At 70.9% G+C, this 23,781-nt stretch carries 17 protein-coding genes and 4 pseudogenes; 12 read left to right on the plus strand and 9 right to left on the minus strand.

Annotation, left to right across the window (positions count from 1 at the left end; genetic code table 11):
• Positions 1 to 8 precede the first annotated feature (8 nt).
• Genes I8N67_RS10465 through I8N67_RS10475 form a run of 3 tightly spaced genes read right to left on the minus strand, consistent with a single transcriptional unit; the run spans position 9 to position 3,375 of the window.
• Complete coding sequence (locus I8N67_RS10465) at positions 9 to 1,370, minus strand: alanine racemase (RefSeq protein WP_200302458.1); 1,362 nt, start codon at positions 1,368 to 1,370, stop codon at positions 9 to 11.
• A complete protein-coding gene (locus I8N67_RS10470; protein ID WP_200302459.1) occupies positions 1,367 to 2,389 on the minus strand; it encodes an ornithine cyclodeaminase family protein in 1,023 nt (340 codons plus the stop codon). Before I8N67_RS10470 ends, I8N67_RS10465 begins: the two co-directional genes overlap by 4 nt.
• On the minus strand, positions 2,386 to 3,375 hold the full coding sequence (locus I8N67_RS10475; protein ID WP_200302461.1) for a TauD/TfdA family dioxygenase: 990 nt from the start codon (positions 3,373 to 3,375) through the stop codon (positions 2,386 to 2,388). The genes I8N67_RS10470 and I8N67_RS10475 overlap by 4 nt, the downstream gene beginning before the upstream one ends.
• Positions 3,376 to 3,660: 285 nt before the next feature.
• Here I8N67_RS10475 and I8N67_RS10480 point away from each other — a divergent pair, with 285 nt between their 5' ends.
• The 4 genes from I8N67_RS10480 to I8N67_RS10495 are packed head-to-tail and all read left to right on the plus strand — an operon-like array spanning position 3,661 to position 8,660.
• Positions 3,661 to 5,196, plus strand: coding sequence for an ABC transporter substrate-binding protein (locus I8N67_RS10480; RefSeq protein WP_200302522.1), 1,536 nt, complete (start codon positions 3,661 to 3,663; stop codon positions 5,194 to 5,196).
• Positions 5,181 to 6,203 carry an ABC transporter permease gene (locus I8N67_RS10485; RefSeq protein WP_372443684.1) on the plus strand — a complete coding sequence of 341 codons (1,023 nt, stop codon included), beginning with the start codon at positions 5,181 to 5,183 and terminating at the stop codon, positions 6,201 to 6,203. Before I8N67_RS10480 ends, I8N67_RS10485 begins: the two co-directional genes overlap by 16 nt.
• 52 nt (positions 6,204 to 6,255) lie before the next feature.
• Positions 6,256 to 7,071, plus strand: coding sequence for an ABC transporter permease (locus I8N67_RS10490; protein WP_200302463.1), 816 nt, complete (start codon positions 6,256 to 6,258; stop codon positions 7,069 to 7,071).
• Positions 7,068 to 8,660 (plus strand): ABC transporter ATP-binding protein, encoded by a 1,593-nt coding sequence (locus I8N67_RS10495; RefSeq protein ID WP_307835200.1) that lies wholly within the window; start codon positions 7,068 to 7,070, stop codon positions 8,658 to 8,660. The genes I8N67_RS10490 and I8N67_RS10495 overlap by 4 nt, the downstream gene beginning before the upstream one ends.
• A gap of 559 nt (positions 8,661 to 9,219) precedes the next feature.
• Here I8N67_RS10495 and I8N67_RS10500 read toward each other — a convergent pair.
• Positions 9,220 to 9,470: pseudogene (locus I8N67_RS10500) on the minus strand (pirin-like C-terminal cupin domain-containing protein); the annotation flags it as partial.
• Here I8N67_RS10500 and I8N67_RS42480 point away from each other — a divergent pair.
• Positions 9,470 to 9,750 (plus strand): annotated as a pseudogene (locus tag I8N67_RS42480) (MFS transporter); the annotation flags it as partial. The pseudogenes I8N67_RS10500 and I8N67_RS42480 sit on opposite strands and share 1 nt — an antisense overlap.
• Positions 9,751 to 9,986: 236 nt before the next feature.
• Here the strand turns inward: I8N67_RS42480 and I8N67_RS10505 are convergent.
• Positions 9,987 to 12,083, minus strand: coding sequence for a ricin-type beta-trefoil lectin domain protein (locus I8N67_RS10505; protein WP_200302465.1), 2,097 nt, complete (start codon positions 12,081 to 12,083; stop codon positions 9,987 to 9,989).
• A 619-nt stretch (positions 12,084 to 12,702) separates the two neighbouring features.
• Here I8N67_RS10505 and I8N67_RS10510 point away from each other — a divergent pair.
• A complete protein-coding gene (locus I8N67_RS10510) occupies positions 12,703 to 13,782 on the plus strand; it encodes a LacI family DNA-binding transcriptional regulator (protein ID WP_200302466.1) in 1,080 nt (359 codons plus the stop codon).
• A 403-nt stretch (positions 13,783 to 14,185) separates the two neighbouring features.
• On the plus strand, positions 14,186 to 14,524 hold the full coding sequence (locus I8N67_RS42485) for a hypothetical protein (RefSeq protein WP_234045431.1): 339 nt from the start codon (positions 14,186 to 14,188) through the stop codon (positions 14,522 to 14,524).
• Positions 14,525 to 14,669: 145 nt separating this feature from the next.
• Here the strand turns inward: I8N67_RS42485 and I8N67_RS10520 are convergent, their stop codons facing one another.
• Positions 14,670 to 15,623, minus strand: coding sequence for a helix-turn-helix domain-containing protein (locus tag I8N67_RS10520; RefSeq protein WP_200302467.1), 954 nt, complete (start codon positions 15,621 to 15,623; stop codon positions 14,670 to 14,672).
• 343 nt (positions 15,624 to 15,966) lie between these two features.
• On the opposite strand from I8N67_RS10520, the gene I8N67_RS10525 reads away from it, so the two are divergent.
• The 5 genes and pseudogenes from I8N67_RS10525 (at position 15,967) to I8N67_RS10545 (ending at position 19,188) form a co-directional block, all read left to right on the plus strand.
• Positions 15,967 to 16,452 (plus strand): (2Fe-2S)-binding protein, encoded by a 486-nt coding sequence (locus I8N67_RS10525; RefSeq protein ID WP_200302468.1) that lies wholly within the window; start codon positions 15,967 to 15,969, stop codon positions 16,450 to 16,452.
• Positions 16,449 to 17,033: pseudogene (locus tag I8N67_RS10530) on the plus strand (FAD binding domain-containing protein); the annotation flags it as partial. The gene I8N67_RS10525 and the pseudogene I8N67_RS10530, both read left to right, overlap by 4 nt.
• Before the next feature lie 31 nt (positions 17,034 to 17,064).
• A complete protein-coding gene (locus tag I8N67_RS10535; RefSeq protein ID WP_234045446.1) occupies positions 17,065 to 17,328 on the plus strand; it encodes a hypothetical protein in 264 nt (87 codons plus the stop codon).
• A gap of 43 nt (positions 17,329 to 17,371) precedes the next feature.
• A pseudogene (locus tag I8N67_RS10540) lies at positions 17,372 to 17,962 on the plus strand (XdhC family protein); the annotation flags it as partial.
• 185 nt (positions 17,963 to 18,147) lie between these two features.
• A complete protein-coding gene (locus tag I8N67_RS10545) occupies positions 18,148 to 19,188 on the plus strand; it encodes an NAD(P)-dependent alcohol dehydrogenase (RefSeq protein ID WP_200302469.1) in 1,041 nt (346 codons plus the stop codon).
• A gap of 74 nt (positions 19,189 to 19,262) precedes the next feature.
• Here the strand turns inward: I8N67_RS10545 and I8N67_RS10550 are convergent, their stop codons facing one another.
• The 3 genes from I8N67_RS10550 to I8N67_RS10560 all read right to left on the minus strand — a co-directional run bounded on the left by I8N67_RS10550 (position 19,263) and on the right by I8N67_RS10560 (position 23,590).
• Complete coding sequence (locus I8N67_RS10550; RefSeq protein WP_200302470.1) at positions 19,263 to 21,668, minus strand: GMC oxidoreductase; 2,406 nt, start codon at positions 21,666 to 21,668, stop codon at positions 19,263 to 19,265.
• 1 nt (position 21,669) lies between these two features.
• Complete coding sequence (locus I8N67_RS10555) at positions 21,670 to 22,782, minus strand: alpha/beta fold hydrolase (protein WP_200302471.1); 1,113 nt, start codon at positions 22,780 to 22,782, stop codon at positions 21,670 to 21,672.
• A 241-nt stretch (positions 22,783 to 23,023) separates the two neighbouring features.
• Positions 23,024 to 23,590: a hypothetical protein gene (locus tag I8N67_RS10560; RefSeq protein ID WP_200302473.1), complete on the minus strand. Its 567-nt coding sequence runs from the start codon at positions 23,588 to 23,590 to the stop codon at positions 23,024 to 23,026.
• Positions 23,591 to 23,781: the final 191 nt, after the last annotated feature.

The raw sequence follows: 23,781 nt of genomic DNA on the forward strand, positions 1-23,781 counted from the left end.
GGAACTCCCTACGGGTGGCGGTCCAGGCGCCAGCGGGGGCGGACGGAGGGCGAGTGGTACGCGGATGACTCGATGACGACCTTGGGCGGCAGCGGCAGCTCGTGGAACGGGGACTCGTTGGAGTCCATCTGGTAGCCCGCCGTGTTGAGGTAGACGATCAGGTCGCCGGTGGCCGGCCGGACCGGGAAGGGGAGTTTGCGCCAGGTCAGCATGTCCGACTCCAGGCAGGTGGCGGCGCCCACACAGGCCGGGTACGGGCCCGCGTCGGCGACGTCCGCCCGGGCGGACGGCACGAGCACCGGGTCGGGCAGGAACTCGCTGTCGAACCACTGCTCGGAGAGGCTGAGGCTGCTGCCGTCCACGGTGAGGATGTCGTAGCCGTCGCGTTCCTTGACGCCCTGGACCCGGAAGACGGTGCAGCCCGCCTGGTCCAGCAGCGCCCTGCCCGGCTCGACGAGCAGCGTCACCCCGGCCGCCCGTACGAGGCCGGCCAGGCTCGACTCCTCGCCCGCGGGGGTCAGCGCGAGCATGGCGGCGAGGGCGTCGGCTCCGGCGACGGGGGAGTGGTACGGGTAGTAGTCCGAGAAGGTCTTGTGCTGGTGAAAGTGCTCGGGGCGGGTGCTCCGGTTGAAGCGCCGCCAGTCCTCCTCGTCCACGTAGTCCACCGCGAAGCCACCGCCGACGCTGACCCGGTCCGCCCGCAGCCCCAACGTACGGGCATGGGTGCACAGCCGTACCGACTCGGCCGCGAGGTCGGCCCGTTCACGGATGTCGTAGCCGGACAGATGGAAGCTGAAGCCCGCCATGTCCACGTGCTCGGTGCGGCAGCGGCGCAGGGCCGTCTCCATCTCGCCGTCGTCCAGCCCGAAGCGGCTGTGCGGCTGGCCGGAAGGAAGGCGGCGCAGCAATACCTGGGCGGCGCGGCCGAGTTCGGCGGCGAGGGCGAGGACGCGGTCCAGTTCGTCGAGGGCGTCCACGGCGACGAGCGCGCCGTGCAGCACGGCGACCCGCAGCAGCTGGTCGTCCTTGGCCGGGCCGGTGACGACCAGGTCCGTACCGCGCACCCCGGCCGCCAGCGCCTCGCGCAGCTCCCCGTGGCTCGCCACGTCCACGCCCAGGCCCGCGACGGCCGCCCGCTCCACGTAGACGGCGGCCTTGTTGGCCTTCTTGGCGTAGTACACCCGGCCGTCCACGCCCGCCTCGGTGAACGCCTGCCGGAAGGCGGCGGCGTTGGCGTCGAACCGCTGCGGGAACAGCACGTGGTACGGCCCGCCCAGACCGTGGCCCAGCTCGTGGAGAAGGGCGCTGCCGGGCGGGGTGAGGAGCGCGCGCACCTCCTCGGTGGTGTGCGAGGTGAGGGCGGTGGTCACGTCCACAGCGGCACCGCCGTGCCCAGCCCCTGGGCGAGCGCGAGCTGTGCGAACCGGTGGCCGAGGGCGATGTCGGTGACGACCAGCCCGCTGTTGTACGCGAAGATCCGCTGCCCCGGGTCCGTACGGCCCTCGGCGCGGCCCGCCAGCACCTCCGGGAACTCGGCGTGCGCGTCCGGGAGTTCGCCGTCGGCGTCGGCCATGTCCGTGCCCGTGACCCGCATCTGGGCCTCGCTGGTCGCGATGACCCGGTCGGCGGTGTGCAGGGTGGAGGGCGCGATGCCGTAGCCGACCAGCACCGACAGGGCGGACGGCTTGAGCCACTCGGCCTCGACGGACGCGGGGGTGCCCGGTCCGGCGGTGGCGAGGACCACGTCCGCGTCCTCGGCGGCGGCCCTCAGGTCCGTGACGAGTTCCACCTCCCGCTCGGGGAAGTACGCGTGCAACTGCTCGCGCACGGCCCGGATGCCGTCCGGATGGGTGCCGAAGAGCATCAGCCGCTCCAGGTCCGGCAGGGTGCTCAGCAGGAACGGCAGGGCGAGCCGCCCCTGGGTGCCGGTGCCTATGACGAGGGCGCTGCGGCTGCCCGGCGCGGCGAGTTCCCGGGCCAGCAGCGCGGAGACCGCCGGGGTGCGCAGGGCGCCGACCCGGCCGCAGTCGAGCATGGCGACCGGCAGGCCCGTCTTGTCGTCGTAGAGGGTGAGCGTCGTGTAGTAGTGCTGCTTGTCGCGGTCCTCGTGGAGACCGTACTTGTAGGAGGTCTTGATCGCGACGACCCCGCGCACCCCGTCCCGGCCGAGCATCGCGTACGCGACGGAGTGGCCGTCCTCGGGCTTCACGGTGAGCTTGCGCGGGTTGTCGGAGCGGCCGTCCGCCAGCGTCCGGTACGCCTGCTCCACCACGGAGACCACATCGGGCAGCGTGATGTCGATGCCGGCCACGTCGCTGGTGCTGAGCACGCGCAGGGTCTTGTCGTCGGCCGCCATGCTGCCTCCCTGGGGTATGTCGGTGCCGGTCATGCGAACGCCTCCACTGCGGCCTGGCCGTATCCGTGCTCCGACTCCTCGGCCGGCGGACGGGTCTGACGGCCCTGCACACGCACGGAGGAACGTTTCAGCCATCGGTCCATGCCGTCGTAGCGGGCCTTGAAGGGGACACGGCCGTGGACGACCAGATCGTTGTCGACGACCAGGACTTCACCGGGGTTCAGGCTCACCGCCACGCTGACGCGGGCGAGTTCGTCCTCCAGGCGGCCGTAGGCCGAGCGGTGGTCCTCGGACGCCCGGTCCAGCGGGGTGTAGGCCGGGTCGAAGCGCAGGGTCAGGCCGTCCTCGGACTGCCACAGTGTGGGCACGGCCGGCGGCTCGCCCTCGTACCCCTGGGCCTTCTCGTAGGCGTCGTCCGGCAGTATCGGCAGGACGGGGCGGCTGAGCAACTCCACGTCTTCGTCGGACAGTTCGACCTGACGGATACCGGCGGCCGTGGTGGCGACGGAGTCGGGGTTGCGCATGCAGCCGAGCACCAGGAGGTGGGCGCGACCGGGGTGGAAGGCGTCCTCGGTGTGCGGGCTGAGCAGCACGCTGCTGCTGGCGCCGGTCTGCTCCTCCTCGTGGCCGGGACTGGGCACGATGTTGTGCACGAACCGGCCGTCCTGCTGGCCCTCCCAGGCGATGGGGGTGCCCATCACGGTCGAGAGCAGAAGCAGGACGACGTCGTATACGGCACTCGCGTCACCGGCGGTCGACCAGTGGCCGGGGGTGGGGCCGATCGCCGCGTCGTCGACGGGCAGCCCGCGCAGGACGAACAGACCGTCGGCGGTGTCGACGGGGCGGCAGGCGTGGCGGATCGGGTCGCTCAACGAGGCGGCGACAGCAGGGACTCGGGCCAGCAGGCCGGGGTCGGCCGGTGAACCGTCGAACGAGGAGAGGAGGGTGCGGGCGGCGGCGGTCAGTTCGGCCACCGAGTCGGGATCGAGCAGGCGTGCGGGGGCGATTCCCGAGGGCATGGGGGATCCGTCCGTTCCAGTGCGGGGTGCGGTGCGGGGCGCGTGCAGTGGTCTACGGGCATGGCGAAGAAGGCTTCCCCGAAGTGGACCGGCTGGTCCGGAGCGTCTCGGGGAGCCCGTCGGAAACATAGCCAGCCCCCAAGAAATAGGGAAGGCTTACCTAAGGAAGATCTATGTCACACTGTTCGCGGTCTTGTCGTACAGGTGCGGCACAGGGTAGGTAAGGCTAAGCAATCCAGCCAACTGCGGGAAAATGAGGAACAAGTGGAGCTGACGCGACGTCACATGCTCTGGGTCGGCGGCGCCATCGGCGCAGGCGCCCTGCTGACCGCCTGTGGGGGCGCCGACGACGAGGAGCCGACCGGGTCCGCCACCGGCGACTCGGCCAAGCCCCGCAAGGGCGGCACGCTGCGGGTCGGCGCGCTGGGCCGCGCGGGCGCCATCACCCGTGACCCTCACGGCACTCAGGCCAACGAGAGTGACTACCTCATCCTCAGCCTGATCTACGACACACTCACCGTGCCCGGCACCAAGCCCAACATCGAGCCCCGGCTCGCGGCGAGCTGGAAAGCCTCCGACGACCTGAAGACGTGGCGGTTCACGATCGCCAAGGGTGCGAAGTTCCACGACGGTTCGGCGGTCACCGCCGAGGACATCGTCTTCTCACTCAAGCGACTGCGCGCCACCCCGGCCGGCGCCTCCCGGCTGCCGGGCATCCAGGAGAAGAACATCAGCGCCGAGGGCACCGACACCGTCGTCCTCGTCTCCGACTACGCCAACGCCGAACTGCCCCTGCTGGCGCGCCTCACCACCTTCGTCATACCGAAGGGCACCACCGACAAGGACATCGCCAAGGCTCCCGGCACCGGCCCCTTCAAGCTCGACTGGTTCCGCGGCGGCAACGCCCGCCTCGTCCGCAACGACGACTGGTACGGCGGTGACGTGTACCTCGACGCCATCGAGGTCAAGATCTTCGAGAGCCCGCAGGCCATGGCGAGCGCCCTGCTCGCCGACCAGATCGACGTCGCCTCCAACGTCGGCGCCGTCGCCGCGCGCACGGCCGAGAGCCGCAAGGACATCCAGACCGTCCGCCGCCCCAACGACATGGCGATGCCCATCGTCATGCGCACCGCCGACGGCCCGTTCGCCGACGCCAAGGTCCGCGAGGCGCTGCGCCTGGCTGTCGACCGCGAGGCCATGGTCAAGCAGGTCCTCTCCGGCTACGGCACCGTCGCCAACGACATCCTCGGCACCGGCGACCCGGCCTACGACAAGAGCCTCCCGCAGCGCACCCGCGACCTCGACAAGGCCAGGGAGCTGCTGAAGGAGGCAGGCTTCGACACCTCCAAGACGTACGAGCTGTACACCACCGAGGACATCTCCGGCCTCGCCGAGTCGGCCACCCTCTTCGCCACCCAGGTCCGCGAGGCCGGTGTGAAGGTGAAGGTCGTCAAGCAGGAGTCGGGGACCTTCTGGGACAAGACCTGGCTCAAGGGCGACCTCTACACCACCTACTGGGGCACCAACGACTCCGTGGTCTTCTTCGCCAGCAAGACCATGGTCTCCGACAGCGGCCAGAACGAGGCCGGCTGGAAGAACGAGACCTTCGACACGGCGTACGAGGAGGCCATCGGCACCGCCGGCGCGGTCGAGCGCACCGCACTGCTGAAGCAACTCCAGCGAATCGAGTACGACAGCTCCGGCTACCTGCTGTGGGGCATGGCCGACGGCATCGACCTCGCTGGGTCCGCCGTCCACGGGCTGCCCACGCTGCCCGGTTACGGCAGGGTCCAGCTCGAACAGGCATGGCTGGCCCGTTGACCCCTGAGACAGCCGCGCCGGCCGGGCCCTCTCCCATGGTGGAGAAGGCCCGGCCGACCCGCGCTCCCGTCCGGTTGCTCGCCCGGACCGGCCTCGTCGTCGTCAAACGGGCGGTACTGCTCGCAGTGCTCCTCGCGCTGGTCTTCGGCACGGTCGAGCTGCTGCCGGGCGACGCCGCGACGGCCATCTCCGAGCGCGGCGAGAGCGCCGCCGACACCGAGGAGCGGCGCCGGCTGCTAGGCCTCGACCAGCCGGTCCTGGAACGCTTCTGGGACTGGATGAGCGGCCTGCCCACCGGGGACCTGGGTACCTCGGCACGCGGCGAGAAGGTCACGGACCTCCTCTCGACCGCCTTCCCGAACACGCTGTTGCTGGGCGGCCTGGCACTGCTGCTCACCGCCCTGTTGTCCACCGTTCTCGGCTGCTGGGCCGCGCTCCGGCCGGGCGGCCGGGTCGACCGGGCGGTGTCCGGCTCGGCCACCGCCGTGCTGGCTCTCCCCGAGTTCGTGGTCGCCGTGGCCCTGGTCCTGACGCTGTCACTGTGGACCGGCTGGCTGCCCGCCGTGACCATCGCCGACGCCGACGGAACTCCCGCCTCCTGGGAGATGCTGATCCTGCCCGCGCTCGCCCTGACCATCCCGCAGGTCGGCTGGAACGTACGCATCGTGCGCGCCGCCCTCGCCGACGAGGCCCGCGCGCCGTACGTGGAGACCGCCGTCCTGGACGGCCTCCCACCCCACCGCGTCCTCACCCACCACGTCCTGCCCGGCGCCCTGCCCACCATCACCGCCGGCCTCGCCACCTCCACCGGCATGCTCCTCGGCGGCGCCGTCGTCGTGGAGACCATCTTCAACTACCCGGGCGTCGGCTCCGTCCTCGCCTCCGCGGTCACCGACCGCGACAGCCCCGTCATCGCGGGTGTGACCGCCCTGTCGGGCGCGGTCATGAGCGGCGTACTGCTACTGGCCGACCTTGTACGCGACCTGACGGCGGGAGCACGGCGATGAATCCCCAGCGGCTGCCGACGACTGTCGGAGTCCTCGATGCCGGAGGCCGCCGATGACCCCCCGAACGCGTGCCACGCTCATACGCGTTCTGCCCGCCCTGCTGCTCATGTGCCTCGCCGTTGCCGGACCTTGGCTCGCGCCGCACGCCATCGACGCGCCGGTCACCGCGCCGTACGGAGAACCGGGCGCCGATGCCGCGCTCGGCGGCGACCAGCTCGGCCGGGACGTACTCACGCGGCTGCTGGCGGGCGGCCGCGACCTGGTGCTCTCCTCGCTGCTCGTCGCGGGGCTCGTCACCGGCAGCGCGGCGGTCCTCGGTGCGACCGGCGCCCTGCGGCCGCGCGTCGGGCGCCTGGTGGAACGGGTCGCCGACGTGCTGATGCTGCTGCCCTCCGTGCTGGGCATCCTGCTGGTCGCCCTGTCATGGCCGGACGGCGGTCGGCTCGCCGTCATCACCGCCGCCGTACTGCTCGGCGTGCCGTACGCGGTGCGGCTCGCGGCCGGCGCGGCGGCACCCGTCGCCGCCTCCGGGTACGTCGAGGCCGCCGCGGCGGGCGGCGAACGCCTCTGGCACCTCGTCCTGCGCGAGGTCCTGCCCAACCTGCGCGCCACCCTCCTCGCCCTGTTCGGCCTGCGCTTCGTCGCCGCCGTCTACCTGGTCGCCACCGCCGGGTTCCTCCAGGTCGGACCCCAACCCCCGGCCGCCGACTGGGCGTTGATGATCCGCGAGAACTCCTCCGGCATCCTCCTCAACCCCTGGGCGGTCGTCGCCCCCAGCATCGCCATCGGCCTCCTCGCCCTCAGCGTCAACCTCGCCGCGGCGGCCCTCGCCCCGCAGACCGGCCGGAAGGCGGTGACCGTTCTGTGAGCCACGTACCCGACCGGTACCGGAAGGACGACGACAACTCGACCTCCGACGGCACCGCGACTCTCCCTGCCGAAGCGGTAGTCAAGGTCTCCGGCCTTACCGTCGCCGCCCCCGACGGCCGGGTGGTCCTCCAGGACGCCGAACTCGCTCTCCACCCGGGCCGGGTCGTCGCCCTGACCGGCCCCTCCGGCTCCGGCAAGACCACGCTGCTGCGGGCCCTCACCGGACTACTGCCACCCGGTACACGACGCACCGCCGGCCGGGTCGAAGTCCTCGGCCACGACGTGTTCGCCCTGCCCGAACGGGAGTTGCGCGCCCTGCGCCGCGAGCGGCTCGCCTACGTCGGCCAGGACCCCGGCTCGGGACTGAACCCCCGTATGCGCGTCCACTCCCTGCTCCGCGAACTCGCCGACGACCGGACCCCGAAGGCGATACGGACGCTCCTCGCCGAGGTACGGCTCCCGGACGACGGAGCCCTCGCCGCCCGTCGCCCCGCCGCCCTGTCCGGCGGACAGCAACGCAGAGTGGCCCTCGCCCGTGCCCTGGCCCGCCGCCCCAAGGTCCTGCTCCTGGACGAGCCCACCGCTGGGCTGCATCCCGAACTGCGGGACGAGATCGGTGAGTTGCTACGGCACCTGGCCGCTGAGCACCGCCTCGCCGTCGCGCTCTCCTGCCACGACCCCGGACTCGTCGAGCGGATCGCGGACGAGGTGGTGGAACTCGGCAGGTACGGCGGCGTCGCTCATACCGGCACCTCCATCGGGGGGACCGCCGCAACCCGTACGACCGGGGAACCGCCGGAGCGGCAAACGCCCGCGGCCGCAATCGAAGCCGTGCTCGACATCCGCGACCTCCGTGTCACCTTCGGCCGTCGCTCGGACGCCCCCGCGCTGAACGGCGTTGCCCTCGCCGTCGCGCCCGGCTCGGCGACCGGGATCGTCGGTGCCTCGGGCTCTGGCAAGACCACGCTGGTCCGTGCCGTGGTCGGGTTGCAGCCGGTCACCGCAGGCACGATCAGCCTCGACGGGGTGCCGCTGAGCACCGGCCTGCGCGGCCGGAGCCGCGAACAGAGGCGCCGGGTCCAGCTGGTCACCCAGAACCCGCTCGGTGCGCTCAACCCCAGCCGCACGGTCGGCGCCACGGTCGGCAGGCCGATGAGACTGCACCGGCGGTGCGGGGCGGGCGACGTGGCCGCGCGTGTGGTGGAGTTGCTCGAGCAGGTAGGACTGCCGCCCGAGTTCGCCGACCGCTATCCGCACGAACTGTCCGGCGGGCAGCGTCAGCGCGTGGCCATCGCCCGGGCGCTCGCCGCCGATCCGGACGTCCTGATCTGCGACGAGGTCACCTCGGCGCTGGACTCCGCCAGCGCCGAGGCGATCATGGACCTGCTGGTCCGGCTGCGAGAGGAGCGCGGCACCGCCCTCGTCCTCATCAGCCACGACCTCCCGCTCATCGCCGACCGCACCGACACGGTCACCGTCCTCGACGGGGGCCGCACCGTCGAGTCCGGCCCCACGGCAACCGTCTTCACCGCTCCAGGCCACTCGGCCACCCGGGCTCTCCTGCGGACACCGGCGGGGACGGCGTGACGTACACGGTCTTTCTCTCCGGGTAGACGTCCCGGCCTTCAGGAGGGCTGTCGAGGCTCCGTCCCGAACAACGGATCGATACCTCTGCGCGGGGAAGGGAGATCCGCTGCGCGAAGGTTACGACCCTCTCACCCAACTGTGTGGATGCCGGCTGCCGCGTGTGGGGGACGCGGCGGCCCCTGCTGATCTGTCCTGCGTCGCCGAACGGAAGCGCCTCGACCTCCTGCACGCCTCCCTTGAGTGGTCGGTGTCCGGTGTCCGTCACGCAGATTGATCTCGACGACGAGGCGCTGGCCGAGGCCATGCGGCTCATTCATTATTACCGTCCATGTTCCGAGGGTCGACTGGCTCTGATAGCCAGAGGAAGTCCACTATTGTGAACCCGGCCCCGGCCAACAGTGAGGAATTTAGCAATAGCTCGATCCGCGCGTACCCTATGTTCTTTGAGGTTGACTCGGAGAATTACAGGGGCGGCGTTCTGTCCCATTCCGTCGGTGATGACCGTTGGCTACGGCCCTGAGACGACTCGGTAGCGAGCACGGTGTCAGGCGACGAGGGCTCAGATTCCGTCGGCCGCCTCGGCCGGTACGGCTCCCAGCCTTCCGGCCTTGAAGTCATCGAACGCCTGGGCCAAATCGGCGTGACTGTTCATCCGAACGGTCCGTAGTGCGCCATCGGCTCCTGGAACGGCTGTCCACCCAGCAGCACGACGTCCAGGCCGGGAGTGTGCGCGTCCTGCTTCTTGTCGGCCTGTACGGTCAGCGATGACCCGGCGTCGAAGACGGCTGTCCGGCCCATGTGTACCGGGCGGTGCCCAGGCTGCCTCGCCTGGGCACTGGGCCCGCGCGGTCTCCGCGGTTCTGGTCGCCACCACCCTCAGCGGTGTTGCAGGCCCCAATCTGGCCGCGCCCACCGGCGCTTCGCCGACCGGCTCGGCATCCCCACCCTGGCGGGTTCGTTGCTCCCCGCCGGTGCCGCCTACGCGGTTGCCGCCCTCGTCCTTGCCGTCTGGCCGCGCCCAGGCCCGCTGCTGTTCGCCCGCAGCCCGGAGGGCGAGCAGCGGACCGAGGCCACCCCGGACGAGGCGGCGCCGGTGCGCCGCCAGGAGCTGGTGTTCGGCGTGGCATGTCCGCCCCGGGAGAAACCTTCGAGGCGTACCGGAAGTTGATCGACGACCTCAAGCACGAGGGGCCGATCTGGAAGCACCAGGTCGGCGCGCAGATGGCCGTCTCCCTCACCGAGTAGCAAACGAATCGGCGGACGGACCGGAAAATCCGGTCCGTCCGCCGATCGGGGACGAACGGCGGGCGTCAGTCCGTCAGTCCGTCAGTTGAGCGTCCACTTCTGGTTGCTTCCGTTGTTGCACGTCCACAGGTCGATCTTGGTGCCGTTGGCGGTGCCGTTGCCGACGGCGTCGAGGCAGAGGCCGGACTGGTTGTTGGTGATGGTGCCGTTGGAGTTGACGGTCCACTTCTGGTTGGTACCGCCGGTGCAGTCCCAGATGATGACCTTCGTACCGTTGGTGGTGCCGTTGTTGTCGGCGTCGAGGCACTTGTTGCCGTAGACCACGAGCTCGCCGCGCGACGTGGAGGTGAAGGTCTGGTTGTGTCCGCCGACGCAGTCCCAGAGGGAGAGCTGGGTGGCGTTGGTGATCGTGTTCTTGGCGAGGTCGAGGCAGCGGTTGGAGCCGGTCCCGATGATCTCGTTGCCGTTGGCGCCCGCGATGCCCTGAAGGAGGACGGCGTCGAGGTTGGGCGACCAGCCGCCGCTGTTGGAGAACTTCATGGTGTTGGAGCCCTTGGCCATACCGACCAGCACGGAGACGGTGCCGGGAGTGGTCCAGGAGCCGGTCGACGGGAACGAGACCACCGTGGGCTGCTGGCCGTTGACCTGGAGCGTCGCCGTACGGGCGGCGCTGTCACCGTTGACGTAGGCGATGGTGGCGAGCTTCACGCCGGAGGCCGAGGCGTTGACGCCGTTGAACGTCAGGGTGTTGGCGGAGCCGTTGCCGACCCAGCCGACCAGCGAGCCGCCCGAGCAGTTCGCGCAGGAGCCGGTGGCGGCGCTGCCGGCAAGGGTGTTGGACGAGGACTCCGCCTCGTAGGTGGTGCCGGAGGCCTCGGTGCCGGAGACGGTGAGCAGCACCGCTTCGCCGGCCGGGACGCTGGTGGTGTGGCTCGTCGCGGAGCTGCCCGCGTTCGTCGCCGTCCATACGTCGCGCACGGAGGCGGAGGCCGTGGTCAGGCCCAGGTCGGCCCAGCGGGCGGTGATGGACGCGGCGGAGGAGGTGCGGTTGAGCAGCAGCACGGCACGCTTGCCGGTGCCCGACAGGACCTTGCTGTAGACCTGCAGACCCTTGGTGTCCTCGGCGACCTTGACGCCCTGGAGGCCGCGGGCGTCCTGGTCGATGGCGATGACCTCGGAGTTCTTGAGGATCGACGCGGTGGTGGAGCTCATGGTGGCGAGGTTGTTGCCGGCCAGCAGCGGCGCGCCGGAGATCGCCCACAGGCCCATGTGCGTGCGGTTCTGGGCGGCACTGAAGCCGTTCATGCCGACCATCAGCATGTCGGGGTCGTTGTAGTACCCGGTGTGCTGGGACGAGGGGTGCAGCGCCTTGTCGAAGTTGGCCAGCATGTTGGCCGTGGACGGGCTGTTGCCCCAGAAGATGACGTCGGTGCTGGTGCGCCACATCGGGGCCGTGCCCGGCGCCCAGTTCCAGGGGTTGCCGGTGCCCCACTCGCAGAACGACAGGACCAGCTTGCGGCCGGTGATCGCGGCAGCGGCGTCGTTGGCCGCGCTCATCTCCTTGTAGGTGGTCTCCTGGTCGAGGCCCTCGGCGTTGCCGCCGCACCAGTCGATCTTGACGAAGTCGAAGCCCCACTCCTGGAACGTCTGCATGTCCTGCTGGTAGTGGCCCTCACTGCCGGTGTTGGGCGCCGCGGGCCTGGTGGTGGGGTAGTAGTAGCCGCAGCCCTGCTTGCCCGCGTCGGTGTATATACCCGCCTTCAGGCCCTTGCTGTGGATGTAGTCCGCCATGGCCTTCATACCGCCGGGGAACAGGCTCTCGTCGGTGACGATCTTGCCGTTGCTGTCGCGGGCGCCCTGCCACCAGCCGTCGTCGATATTGACGTACTTGTAGCCGGCGGCGGCCATGCCGGACGAGACGAGGGCGTCGGCCTGGGCCTTGATGGTGTTGTAGTCGATGCTGCTGGCGAAGCTGTTCCAGGAGGCCCAGCCCATCGGTGCCGACGGAACCGCGACCTGGTTGGTGGTCACCGCGACCGGCTCGGTCCGGCCGAGGTCCGCCGACGGTGTCCGGCCGCCGCCCATGGCCGCAAGCCCGGCGAGAGCCAGGCTGAGGACCAACGCCTGGACGGCGATACGTCTTGTCCAGTGGGGCACGGCGGTTCTCCCTGATGACATGGAATCGACTCTTTCCTCATACGAATGAACAGCACAGATGGGGACTATGGGCAGCACCTGTTCAGGCGTGTGCCAAGAGGTTGAACAGGTGAGATTGTGAAGTTCGCCCGACATGGGGCCGGCGAGCACCGGACAGCCGTACGAGCGGCGGCTGCTGCCCTCCTCGCGTCCGGCCAGGGCGCACGGAGTCCGCGCCCGGCACGGAACCGGCTCCTCGCGGTTCAGCGGTCTAGGACCCAGAAATGTTACCGTTCACAGTTTTGGGCTCCGTGGGACTAGCAACGGACGGTGGCGGGAGAAGGCGCAGCAAGGCTTGCATCAAGGGTGAGTGCGAGGTGGGCGCCCTGCGCGTGGGTGTCCCTGCACGCACCCGACATCGGACTTAACGCGTCGGTGACGCAGGGGTAGTGTGAACGGTAACATTTGCCCTTCGCAATACTCCGCGTGGAACTTTTCTCTTGGCGTTCCGTCAGGTGAGGGCGGTCGGGAAGCTTCCAGGGCGCGCCTACGGTGGCGCCGAGCCCGGGGACAACGGGGTCTCGGTAATGCGCTCTACTCTGAACGGTGACTTCGTGGTTGAAGGAAACCGCGGACGAGGGAACGAGGAGCCGTCCCCACCATGCAGGAAGCGACCCCCGCCCCCCGCTCCGCCGGGGGACCGCAGGCTCCGAAGACCGTCAGTATCCGGGACGTCGCCAAGGAAGCGGGCGTGTCCCACCAGACCGTCTCCCGAGTCGTCAACGGCCATCCCAAAGTCAAGGAGTCGACCCGGGCCCGGGTCCTGGATGTCATCGCCGAGATGGGCTACACACCCAACCGGATGGCCCGGGCGCTGGCCGGCGGTGCGGTGCGCTCGGTGACCGTGCTGACCTCCGACACCTCCTTGTACGGTGCCTCGGCGACTCTGAAGGGCATCGAGGAGGCGGCGAGGGCGGCTGACTTCGCGGTCGGGATCAGCGTGCTCGACACCGGCGCGGCCCAGCAGCCCGCGGATGTCGCTGCCCGGGTCAGCCGGCCGGGGGAGGCGGTGCTGGTGATCGCCTTCGACGCCCCGGGCGTACAGGCGTGGCAGGCACTGCCCGTCGGGTTCCCGGCAGCGGCGGCGGTGGAACGGCCGGAGGACGGCAGCCCCGGCGACCGGCCCCAGCTCTGGCTGGACGACCGGGCGGCCGCGGCTCAGGCCACCCGTTATCTCCTCGGTCTCGGCCACGAGACCGTGCGGTACCTGGCGATCCCGTCCTCCACCACCCGCGTCGGCCGGCGCACCGAGGGCTGGCGCGACGCCCTGCGAGCGGCCGGCAAGCCCCTCCCGGAACCGCTGGACGCCGGCTGGAGCCCCCGCTCCGGCTACCTCACCGCCCGCTCGCTGCTGGCCGACCCGTCGGTCACGGCCGTGCTCTGCGGCAACGACGACCTGGCACTCGGTGTACTCCGCGCGGCCAGGGAGGCGGGCCGTGACGTGCCGGGCGACCTGAGCGTGGTGGGCTTCGACGACGCCCCCCATGCCGCCTACGCACACCCCGCCCTGACCACCGTCCGCCTCGACTTCGAAGGCCTCGGCCGGGGCTGCTTCGGCCTGCTCCACCGGCTCCTCGAGCCCGATACCGCCCCGGCCCTGCCCCTGTGGGCCGAGCCCGAGCTGATCGTGCGGGAGAGCAGCGGCCCTGCCCCGTCACGGCGGGACCGGCCCAAGGGCTGAACCTCCAGGACGCGAGGAATCGGAACCGCCACGACACCACCGCCGCGCGTGCGGTCGGCGAGAGGCTTGGTGCCCGTTCGTGCGACCGTGCGGGCTCTGCTGTCCGAGGTCGACCACCGAGTGCGCGCCCGTGGCCGCCCGTCAGTGCCCGGAGCCTTACGGCGTCCGCTCCCGCGCCACGCACTGGCGGAGCGTGCGAAGGGTGTCGATGACGTCGTCGGCACGGGCGTCCGGGTTGACGAAGGCCGATGCGCAGCACCGTTGCGCCGTTCCCCTGGGTCGGCACGCACAGCATGGCGCCTGTCTCGGCGGCACGGGCGGACCACGACGCGTAGTCCTGCGGGCCCCAGCCAGGGCGTTCTAAGAGGACGACGGACAGCTCGGGCTCGATCGTCGGGCGTAGATGGTCACTGGCACGTACGGCGTCGGCGACCAGTCGGCTGGTGGTCAGTGTCTGTTCCACCGCGCGCGAGTACCGCTCGGTTCCGTGGACGGCCAGGCTGAACCGGAGCGGCAGACCGCGGGCGCGGCGGCTGAGGTGGAGGGCCAGGTCCGCCGGATTGTGGGCATCGCGGTCGATGGCGTCGAGATAGTTGTCGCCCGGGACGCCGAAGACCTGCACCGTGTCACGAACCTGTTGCTGGAAGCGTCTGGGGTCGTCCGGTCCAACACCACCATCGTCCTTCTCGAGGTGCAGTCCTTCAGCGTCCGGTCCCTGCTGGAGCGACACGCCGGCTCCTGACGATGGTCAGGACCGGGCGACCACGCCGGGCCCTGACGATGGTCATTGGGGAGGGGAAGGGGGGGAGGGGGGGAGGGGGGAGGGGAGGAGATCCCGGAGACGCTGGGCGTGACGTGCGGTCAACTCACCGACGGTCAACGGAAGTTCATCTGCCTCTGCCTCTGCCTCTGCCTCTGCCTCTGCCTCTGCCTGCCGACGACGTGCCCGTTCCCGTCCGGGCCGCGTCCGCGCCCCAGCTGGCCAGCAGTCGTAGTGCCTCCGCGGACGGGGAGCCCGGTTCGGCGTGGTACGTCACCAGCATCTGTTCGTGGTCGTCGGCCAGGTGCAACGACTCGAGGCGGAGATCGAGTTCGCCGACGAGCGGGTGCCGCAGGCGCTGGATGCCGTGGCACTTCTCCTTGACGTCGTGGGTGGCCCACAACCGCCTGAACTCCTCGCTCTTCACGGAGAGTTCGCCCACCAGCGCGGACAGCCGGGGGTCGTCCGGATGGGAGCCGGCGTCCATGCGCAGCAGAGAGACGACGTCGATCGCCTTCTGTTCCCAGTCGAGGAACAGGTCGCGGTACTCGGGCCGCAGGAAGACCAGCCGCGCCCAGTTCCGCTCGTGCGCCGGCAGCTCCGTCCAGTCGCCGAAGACCGCTGCGGCCGTCCGGTTCCAGGCGAGGATGTCCGAGCGCCGCCCCGCGAGGATCGCCGGGACGCCGTCGATGGTGTCCAGCAGCGTCCGCAGGGTGCCCCGCACCTGCTGGCTGCGGGCGCCCGGCTTCTTCTTCTGCTTCGGCTTCGCCAGGTGCGTGAGGTGGGCGTGCTCGGCGTCGCTCAGCCTGAGCGCGCGGGCGATGGCGTCGAGGACCTCCGCCGAGACGTTCCGCCCGTTGCCCTGCTCCAGGCGCGTGTAGTACGCCACCGACACCCCGGCCAGCTGCGCCAGCTCCTCCCGCCGCAGCCCCGGCACCCGCCGGTGCCGTCCGAAGTCGGGCAGCCCCACGCCCGCCGGCTTCAGCCGAGCCCGCCGGGTGCGCAGGAACTCGCTGAGCTCGGCACGCGGGTCCAGAGCGCCGGCGGCGGGCCCGTGCACCGGCTCGGGGTATTCGTCCATGCCTCGAGTATCCACGGCTGGACGCACACCATCCTGACCCCGCCAGTAGCAGGATCAGCGGACGTACGCAAAGCCGGGGCCTGGGTGAATGCCGGGTCGTCCGCCACGTTGGAGACCGCCGGCCGGGAGGCAGCCGGGCACGGAACCGCTGCCCGGTGATCCCAGGCCACGAGATCGCGGGCGCCGTCTCCGAGATCGATCCGGTGTGACGCCGCCCGCTTCATCGGCGCGTGTGGCGAGGCAAGACGCGGTGTTTCAGGCCGGAGTCCCTCTGGCCCTGTCGCAGGTGCCTGATGGCGCCCCCAAGAGAACGAGCCCTCGGGCGAACCGGAGGAATGACACGGTGGAGATCGAGCTGCGGATCAATGGATCCGCCCGGCGGCTGGACGTCTCGCCACAGGTGAGTCTGCTCGACGCGTTGCGCGAGTATCTGGGCCTGACCGGCACGAAGAAGGGCTGTGACCAGGGCGCGTGCGGCGCGTGCACGGTGCTCGCCGACGGCCGGCGGATCAACGCCTGCCTCGCACTGGCGGTGCAGTACCAGGGTCGTGAGATCACGACCATCGAAGGGGTCGACCACCCGTTGCAGGCGGCGTTCGTGCGCGCGGACGGATTCCAGTGCGGCTACTGCACGCCGGGTCAGATCTGTTCGGCGATCGGCATGCTCGCCGAGCACGAGGAAGGCGCGCCCAGCGCGGCGACCGAGCACCTCGCCGCCACCGGCGGGGAGCTGGACGAGAGGGAGATCCGGGAGCGGATGAGCGGCAACCTGTGCCGCTGCGGCGCCTACAACGGCATCGTCTCGGCGATCAGGGAGGTCGCGAAGTGAAGTCGTTCTCCTACGTCGGCGCACCGGACCTGGACACGGCGCTGCGCACGGTCGCGGACGGCGAAGACGTGAAGTTCCTCGCGGGCGGGACGAACCTCGTCGACCTCATGCGTGAGGGCATCGAACAGCCCGGGACGGTCGTGGACATCACCCGCCTGCCGCTGACGGGGATCGAGGAGCTGCCGGACGGCGGGGTCCGTGTGGGGGCGCTGGTGAGCAACAGCCGGCTCGCTGCGGACCCCGTCATCCGGACCCGTTACCCGGTGCTGGCGCAGGCGGTCCTGCACGGGGCGTCCGCCCAGCTGCGGAACATGGCGACGGTGGGCGGGAATCTGCTGCAGCGCACCCGCTGTATGTACTTCTACGACGAGAGCGCCGCGTGCAACAAGCGGGCGCCCGGCAGTGGTTGTGACGCGGTCGGCGGGTTCTCCCGCGGCGGCGCGGTGCTGGGGGCGAGTGAGCCCTGCGTCGCGACGCATCCCTCGGACATGGCGGTGGCGCTGGTCATGCTCGACGCGGTCGTCGAGGTGCAGAGCGTGCGCGGCATCCGGCGTGTCCCGGTCGCCGGGTTCCACCGGCTGCGGCGGCATCGTGATGGGCCTTGGCCTGGCGATGGCGGAGGAGACCCTCGTCGACCCGCGCACCGGACGGATCATGAACCCCAGCCTGTCCGAGTACCACGTCCCCGTGCACGCCGACGTCCCCCCGATCGACGTGTCCTTTCTGGACGACCCGGACCCGATCGCGCCCCTCGGCATCCTCGGCGCCGGCGAGGTGGGCATCACGGGTGTCGGTGCGGCCGTGGCGAACGCCGTCCATCACGCGACCGGCAAGCGGGTGCGGGACCTGCCGATCACGCTGGACAAGCTGCTCTGAGGCGACGGCGGTCCGCCCCGTCCTACGACAGAAAGGCATGCACATGCTAAACCTCGCGGACGAGCTGAACCGGTGGCTCGAGGAGAGGCGGGACTTCGCGGTCGCCACGGTCGTTGCCGTCAGCGGCAGCGCGCCGCGCGGACCGGGTGCCGCGCTCGCCGTCGACGCCGACGGCACCGCCATCGGATCGGTCTCCGGCGGCTGTGTCGAAGGCGCGGTCTACGACCTGTGCGCCCAGGCGCTGAAGGACGGCCGGACGGTGCGCGAGCGCTTCGGCTACAGCGACGAGGACGCCTTCGCCGTCGGGCTGACCTGCGGCGGCGTCCTCGACATCCTCATCACGCCGGTGCCCGCCGACGGGCCGGGCAGGAAGGCGTTCCGGGTGGCGCTGTCGGCCGCCGCCCGGGGCGAGGCGGCGGCACTCGCCCGCGTGGTCCGGGGTCCGGCACAACTCCTCGGCCGGGCACTGGCGGTCCGCCAGGACGGCTCGTACGCAGGCGAACTCGGCGGACATGCGGACCTGGACCGCGCCGTCGTCAACGAAACCCGCTCCCTGCTGAACGCCGGCCGCACCGGCGGGCGCCAGTGCTCCGGTGCGAGCGGTGCGAGCGTCCCCGTCCCCGTCCCCGTCCCCGTCCCGGGACCGGGAGCCGGGGAGTGCGGCGGCGCACGCACACCATCCTGACCCCGCCAGTGGTAGGACCGGCGGACGTACGCAAAGCCGTGGCCTGGGTGAATGCCGGGCCGTTCGGCAGGCTGGACTCCGTGCCCGGCCGGAAGGCAGCCGGGCACGGAACCTCTGCTAGGAGAACCCCCGGCATGACCACTGTCGCTGCGTACGCCGCCCCCGCCGCCAAGGCTCCCCTGGAGCGCACCACCATCGAGGTCCGTGCGGTCCGCGAGTTCGATGTGCTGATCGACATCAAGTACGCGGGCATCTGCCACTCCGACATCCACCAGGTCCGCGAGGGCTGGGGCGAGGCGATCTTCCCGATGGTCCCCGGCCACGAGATCGCGGGCGTCGTCTCGGAGGTCGGCCCCGGCGTGACCAAGTACAAGGTCGGCGACCGCGTGGGCGTCGGCTGCCTGGTCGACTCCTGCCGCGAGTGCGACAACTGCGAGGCCGGCCAGGAACAGCACTGTGTACGGGGGGCTGTCCAGACGTACAACGGCATCGGCCGTGACGGCGAGCCCACCTACGGCGGCTACGCCACGCACGTCGCCGTCGACGAGAACTTCGTCGTCCGTATCCCCGACGGGTTGTCCCTGGACGTCGCCGCGCCGCTGCTGTGCGCGGGCATCACCACGTACGCGCCGCTCAAGCAGTGGGGTGCGGGACCCGGCAAGAAGGTCGCCGTGGTCGGCCTGGGCGGCCTCGGCCACATGGGCGTCAAGATCGCGCACGCGCTCGGCGCCGAGGTCACCGTCCTGTCGCAGTCGTTGCGCAAGAAGGACGACGGCCTGAAGCTGGGCGCCGACCACTACTACGCCACCAGCGACCCGAAGACCTTCGAGGAGCTCGCCGGCTCCTTCGACCTCATCGTCTCCACGGTGTCGGCGCCGCTGGACTTCGGCGGGTACCTCAGCCTGCTCCGCACGGGCGGCGCCCTGGTGAACGTGGGCGCCCCGGAGGAGCCCATCGCTCTCAACCTGTTCTCCCTCATCGGTGGCAACAAGATCCTCGCCGGTTCGATGATCGGCGGCATCGCCGAGACCCAGGAGATGCTCGACTTCTGCGGCGAGCACGGCATCGGCTCGGAGATCGAGCTGATCGCCGCCTCCGAGATCAACGAGGCGTACGAGCGGGTCACCGCCAGCGATGTGCGCTACCGGTTCGTGATCGACACCGCGACCATCTAAAGACCGGTGGCGCGAACGAGGGCCCCGGCGGATCCGCGTCGGGGGCTGGGGCGAGGCGGTGTTTCCCGAGCTTCTCAGGGGCGCCGCAGGGCGTAGGTGTTCCAGAGTTCGCCGGCGAAGAAGCGGCCGAAGCGAGTGAGTGCCGCGGTGCCGTGCGGGCCCGTGGTGCGGAACGTGGTGAGCAGGCGGGCGAGATCGGTGGCGCCGAGATCCGCCGTCCCCGTGCCCAGAAGTGCGGCGTCGGTCCCGCCCGGTTCGTGGACGTGTCCGTCCAGGACGCGGAAGGTCAGCCTGGTCGTGTCGGTCCACAGGCGGGCCGGGGCGCCGGGCGCCAGGTCCTTGCGGCCGGCGAGGGTGCGGGGCTGACCGTCGGCGTCGGTGAAGTGGATCCGGTAGCGCATCGTGCGGCGGCCGTCCGCGAACAGGCGGACGCTGCCGTGCGGGACGGGGCGGCGCCCTCCGAAGGAGGGGCTGTCGATCCAGCCGTCCGCGCGCGCCTCATGGTCCGGTTCGTCCAGGAAGGCGTCCACGTCGTCGGCCGTGACGGTGAGCCGGAGCGCGAACGGTTCGGTCCGGGACCCGTCCGCACCGGGTGCGTAACGTCCGCGCAGTTCCTCCGTGAACTGCAGAGAGGTGCGGCGGGGGTACGTGCGGTGCGTGACCGCCCGTGGGGTGGCGGGCCGGTGCTCCAGCAGCCGGGTGCACATACGGTCGGCCAGGGCCGCGATGGTGAGGGCCGGGTTGGGGCCCACCGGGCCGGGCATCGCCGCCCCGTCCGCGACGTACAGGCCCGGGTGGCCGAAGACCTCGCCGTACGGATCGCAGACCCCGGTGCCGGGGTGCCGGCCGATGGGGGCGCCGCCGAGCGGGTGCACCGTGAGGACGCGCTCCCGGTGCCAGAGCGGATGGTCGGCGTATCCGCCGCCGAGCGTGCCGGCGATCTGCCGCATGAGTGCGCGCGTCCGCTCGAACTGGGCCGCGCTGCCGCCCCGTACCGTCCAGGTGCTGTCCAACCGGCCGCCACGCATGCGCAGTTCGCCGTCCGGCACATCTCGGCCCATCGCGAGCAGCGGCAGGGACGTACCGGTGAACGCGCCGTCGCCGAGGAGCCCGGCGAACGCGCCCGAGAGGCTGGGGTCCGGGGCGCGGGAGATCCGGTCGAGCAGCCTCCCGGCCAGGAAGCGGGCCGCCCGGGAGACTCCCTGCGGTGCGTGAGCGCCTTCGACGAGCCACTCCACGAAACCCGGGTATCCCGCGTCCTGGACGTACCCTCCGCGCCCCGCGCCCGGTACGCCGTCCAGTTCGTCGGGCAGCCGGATGGAGCTGGTGATGACCGGACCGTGGCTGGGCCGCATCGGCCGGGGCTCGTCGCCCTGCCTGGCCCGGAGCACGAACGCGAGGTGGTCGCCGTTCGTCGAGAACCGGCTGCCGATCGCCGGGCTCAGACCGGGCAGGTTCCGGCGGGAACGCAGCAGCAGCGAGACCGTGTTGAAGGTGCCGGCGGCCAGGACCAGACGGTCGCAGCTGATGGTGTGGAGCGTTCCGGAGGTACGGGGTGATCCGGACACGCCTCCTCCGCCCCCGCGGCCGTCCGGATCACCCCTTTCCCCTCCCCCTTCCCCGTCCCTTCCCCCGTCCCCGTTCCCTTCGGCTTCGCCATCCGGTCCGTGTCCACCGGGACCACCGTGTCTGACGTAGTCCACCGCGTATCCGCCTCGCGCGAGCGCCCGCACCGCGCGCACCTCGTGCCCGGTGCGCAGTTCGGCACCGTGCCGCCGGGCCGCCGGCAGATAGGTGTGGTCGAGGCTGTTCTTGGCACCGTCGTTGCAGCCGAGGTTGCACTCACCGCACAGCCGGCAGGTACGGCGGCCGACACCGTGCAGGTTGCCCTGGCCGGTGTCGGCCATCGGCAGTCCGGGCTCGGGTTCGGCGCCCGGTTCCGGGGCGAAGCTGATCCCGAGCGGTGGCCGCTGCGCCGTCAGGCCCAGCCGTTCGGCCGCTTCACGCATCGCGTGCGCCCGGGGTGTGTCCGTGTAGCCGGGGCGGTCGAGCGGGTACGGGACCGGGCGGAGCATCCGCTCGACCTCGTCGTAGTGCGGGTCGAGTTCGGCGCGGCCGACGGGCCAGGTCTCGTAGCCGCCGCCGGGCAGCGGCTGCTCGTCGACGAACCAGCGTTCGTCCTTGCGCAGCAGCACGCTCGCGTAGATGAGCGATCCGCCGCCCAGTCCGCTGGCGACGACGGAGTCGAAGGCGCGGAAACTCCACACGTCGAACAGGCCGTGCAGGCCTGCCCGCGGGTCCCAGAACGCACGGCCGAGTTCGGCCGGGGACCGGGCGAAGCCGCCGGGCGGGTAGGCGCGTCCGCGTTCCAGAAGCACCACCCGCTGTCCGGCCGCGGCCAGCCGGTACGCGGCCACCGAGCCGCCGAATCCCGAGCCGACGACGACGGTGCCGACGTGTTCGGCGAGCGACTCCGTCATCTCATACCGCCCTTCGGTGGAGGAAGTCGAGGAGGTGCGGGAACACGTCCCGGTGCGCGTCCCGGCCGATGATCGTGTCCACGTAGCCGTAGCCGGGAGCGACGAACAGTTCGTAGCGGTCGGGGTCGGCGGTCTCCCGCGACATCTCCTCGTGCTCCAGGACGACGGAGTCCCCGAAGACGCGGTTGTGCTCGCCGGTCAGGAACAGCACCGGTGGGCCGCCCTTGGCCGCCACCGCGAGGTAGTCGTCCGGGAGGCGCGCGTGGCGCGGCTCGGCGTCGTCGTACTTCACGGCACGACCCGCTCGTACGATCCTGCCGATGTGCCGGTGGTAGCCCAGCCCGACAGGGCCGAGCAGGTCCGCGACACGGTCGTGAGTGACGGGGTCCAGTTTGTCGTGGCTGTAGAGCGCGGGCCAGCCGGTGCCCCACATGAAACTCACCATGTGGCAGGACGGGTTGTCGCACTCAGGGTGCGCCAGTGACACCAGACGGGAAAACAACCCGCTCCGGCTGAACCAGGCCGCGTCGCCGCTCCGCGGGTCGAGCTGGGACAGCCCGAGCGCGCCCTCGACGAGCGCGGGGCCGTACGCCAGCTTCCAGCGCGACCAGGCCGGTACGCGCATCAGCAGGCCGACCGCGCTGGTGACGACGCTGGTGATGTCCCGTACGGCGCCGGCGTACAGGCTCATGAGGAAGGTCATCGACCCGAGACAGTGCGCCACGACGTGCACCCGTCGTTCGCCGACATGCCGGCGCAGTTCGGCGAGCGCGGCCGGGTAGTCGTACAGGGCGATGTCGTCGAGGGTGTGCGCGTGCGGTTCCGTGTTGTACGGGAAGCGGTTGCTCATCCGCATGTCGAGCGTCCACACGTCCGCGAAACCGTTGTCGAGGAGGCACGTCGCCAGATTCCGGTGCTCGGGCATGATGAACAGGTCGCTGGACGCGGTCAGTCCATGGACGAGGAGTACGACGTCGTCGCACTCCGCCCGGCGGAAACGGGTCAGTTGCAGGCCGAGTCCGTCGTCCGTGGTGACCGGGTGGACGGTGACCTGGGCGTCGGGAACGCCGGTTGTGGTGTGACGGGGTACGGCGGCGCCCTTCTGGATCGGCATGATCGTCCCCCCTCGGTCGGTCGGCCGCCCCACGATGGCGTCGGTGGCCAGGCAGAGGCCATCGTGGCGCTCCCGTCTTCGGTAAACCTGCAGCAAACCTGAAATCGGCAGGTCACGGCGCCGATGCCAGGGCAGGGTCCTCGTGCCCCGCACCGCCCTGTCGGCGTGGGGCCTCAGGGCGGACTGCAGCAGGAGCGAAGCTCCCGCAACCAGTCCTCCCGCGGTCGGCGCCCCCGGGATGTCAGTAGAGGTAGACCGAGCTCAGCAGGTCGTTCCACGTGCCGCCTCCCATCCTCCCGTCGGACTGCCACGCTCCGACGAAGACATTGGACGGGTTGGTCCCCCTGCCGTCGTTGTCCTTGGCGAAGGAGGTGGCGCAGCTGCCGGTCCTGTAGGAAGAGGTCTGGTCGTTGAAGCCGTAGTCGCCCAGGTTCTGCCAGTAACCGCTGTCGTAGAACGACAGGATCCGGCCCTCGGGGAAGGGGGAGAGGTTGAAGTTGGCGTGCTCGTAGAGGCGTAGCGGGGTGGAGCAGTAGCCCAGGGCGGCGCTGGGGCTCGCGGTCTTGGCCTGTTGAGCGGCCCTCGCGTCGCTCTTCTCGGCGGTGCGGAAGCATTCGATGACGCCCTGCTGGACGTTGCAGGCCTTGGCGGCGCCCCAGTCCTCGGACAGGTCGATCGTCTTGCCCTCGAACCGCGCGATGGTCGACGTCCCCGCCGACTGGGCGGTCGGTGCCATGACGGTGGCGCTTCCTACTGCCAGCGCGAGTCCGCCGAGCGTGATGCCGGTCCTGGCAAGGATTCTCTGCATTCTGCTTGCTCCCTGGTTGGGTCGGTTCGAGGCCTGGCGGAGGGTCACTCGCGTTCGTCCTCCCTGCTCGACGCCTGTCGAGCTGGGCCTCCGGGTTGTGCGGCCCGCTCTTTCCTGTCCTGGACCACGGTGCGCGGCCGACCGTCGGTGAATCTTGGACAAACGTTGAATCGGCTGGTCGAAGGTGCTAT

This window comes from Streptomyces adelaidensis (genome assembly GCF_016598475.1).
Classification (GTDB): Bacteria; Actinomycetota; Actinomycetes; order Streptomycetales; family Streptomycetaceae; genus Streptomyces; species Streptomyces adelaidensis.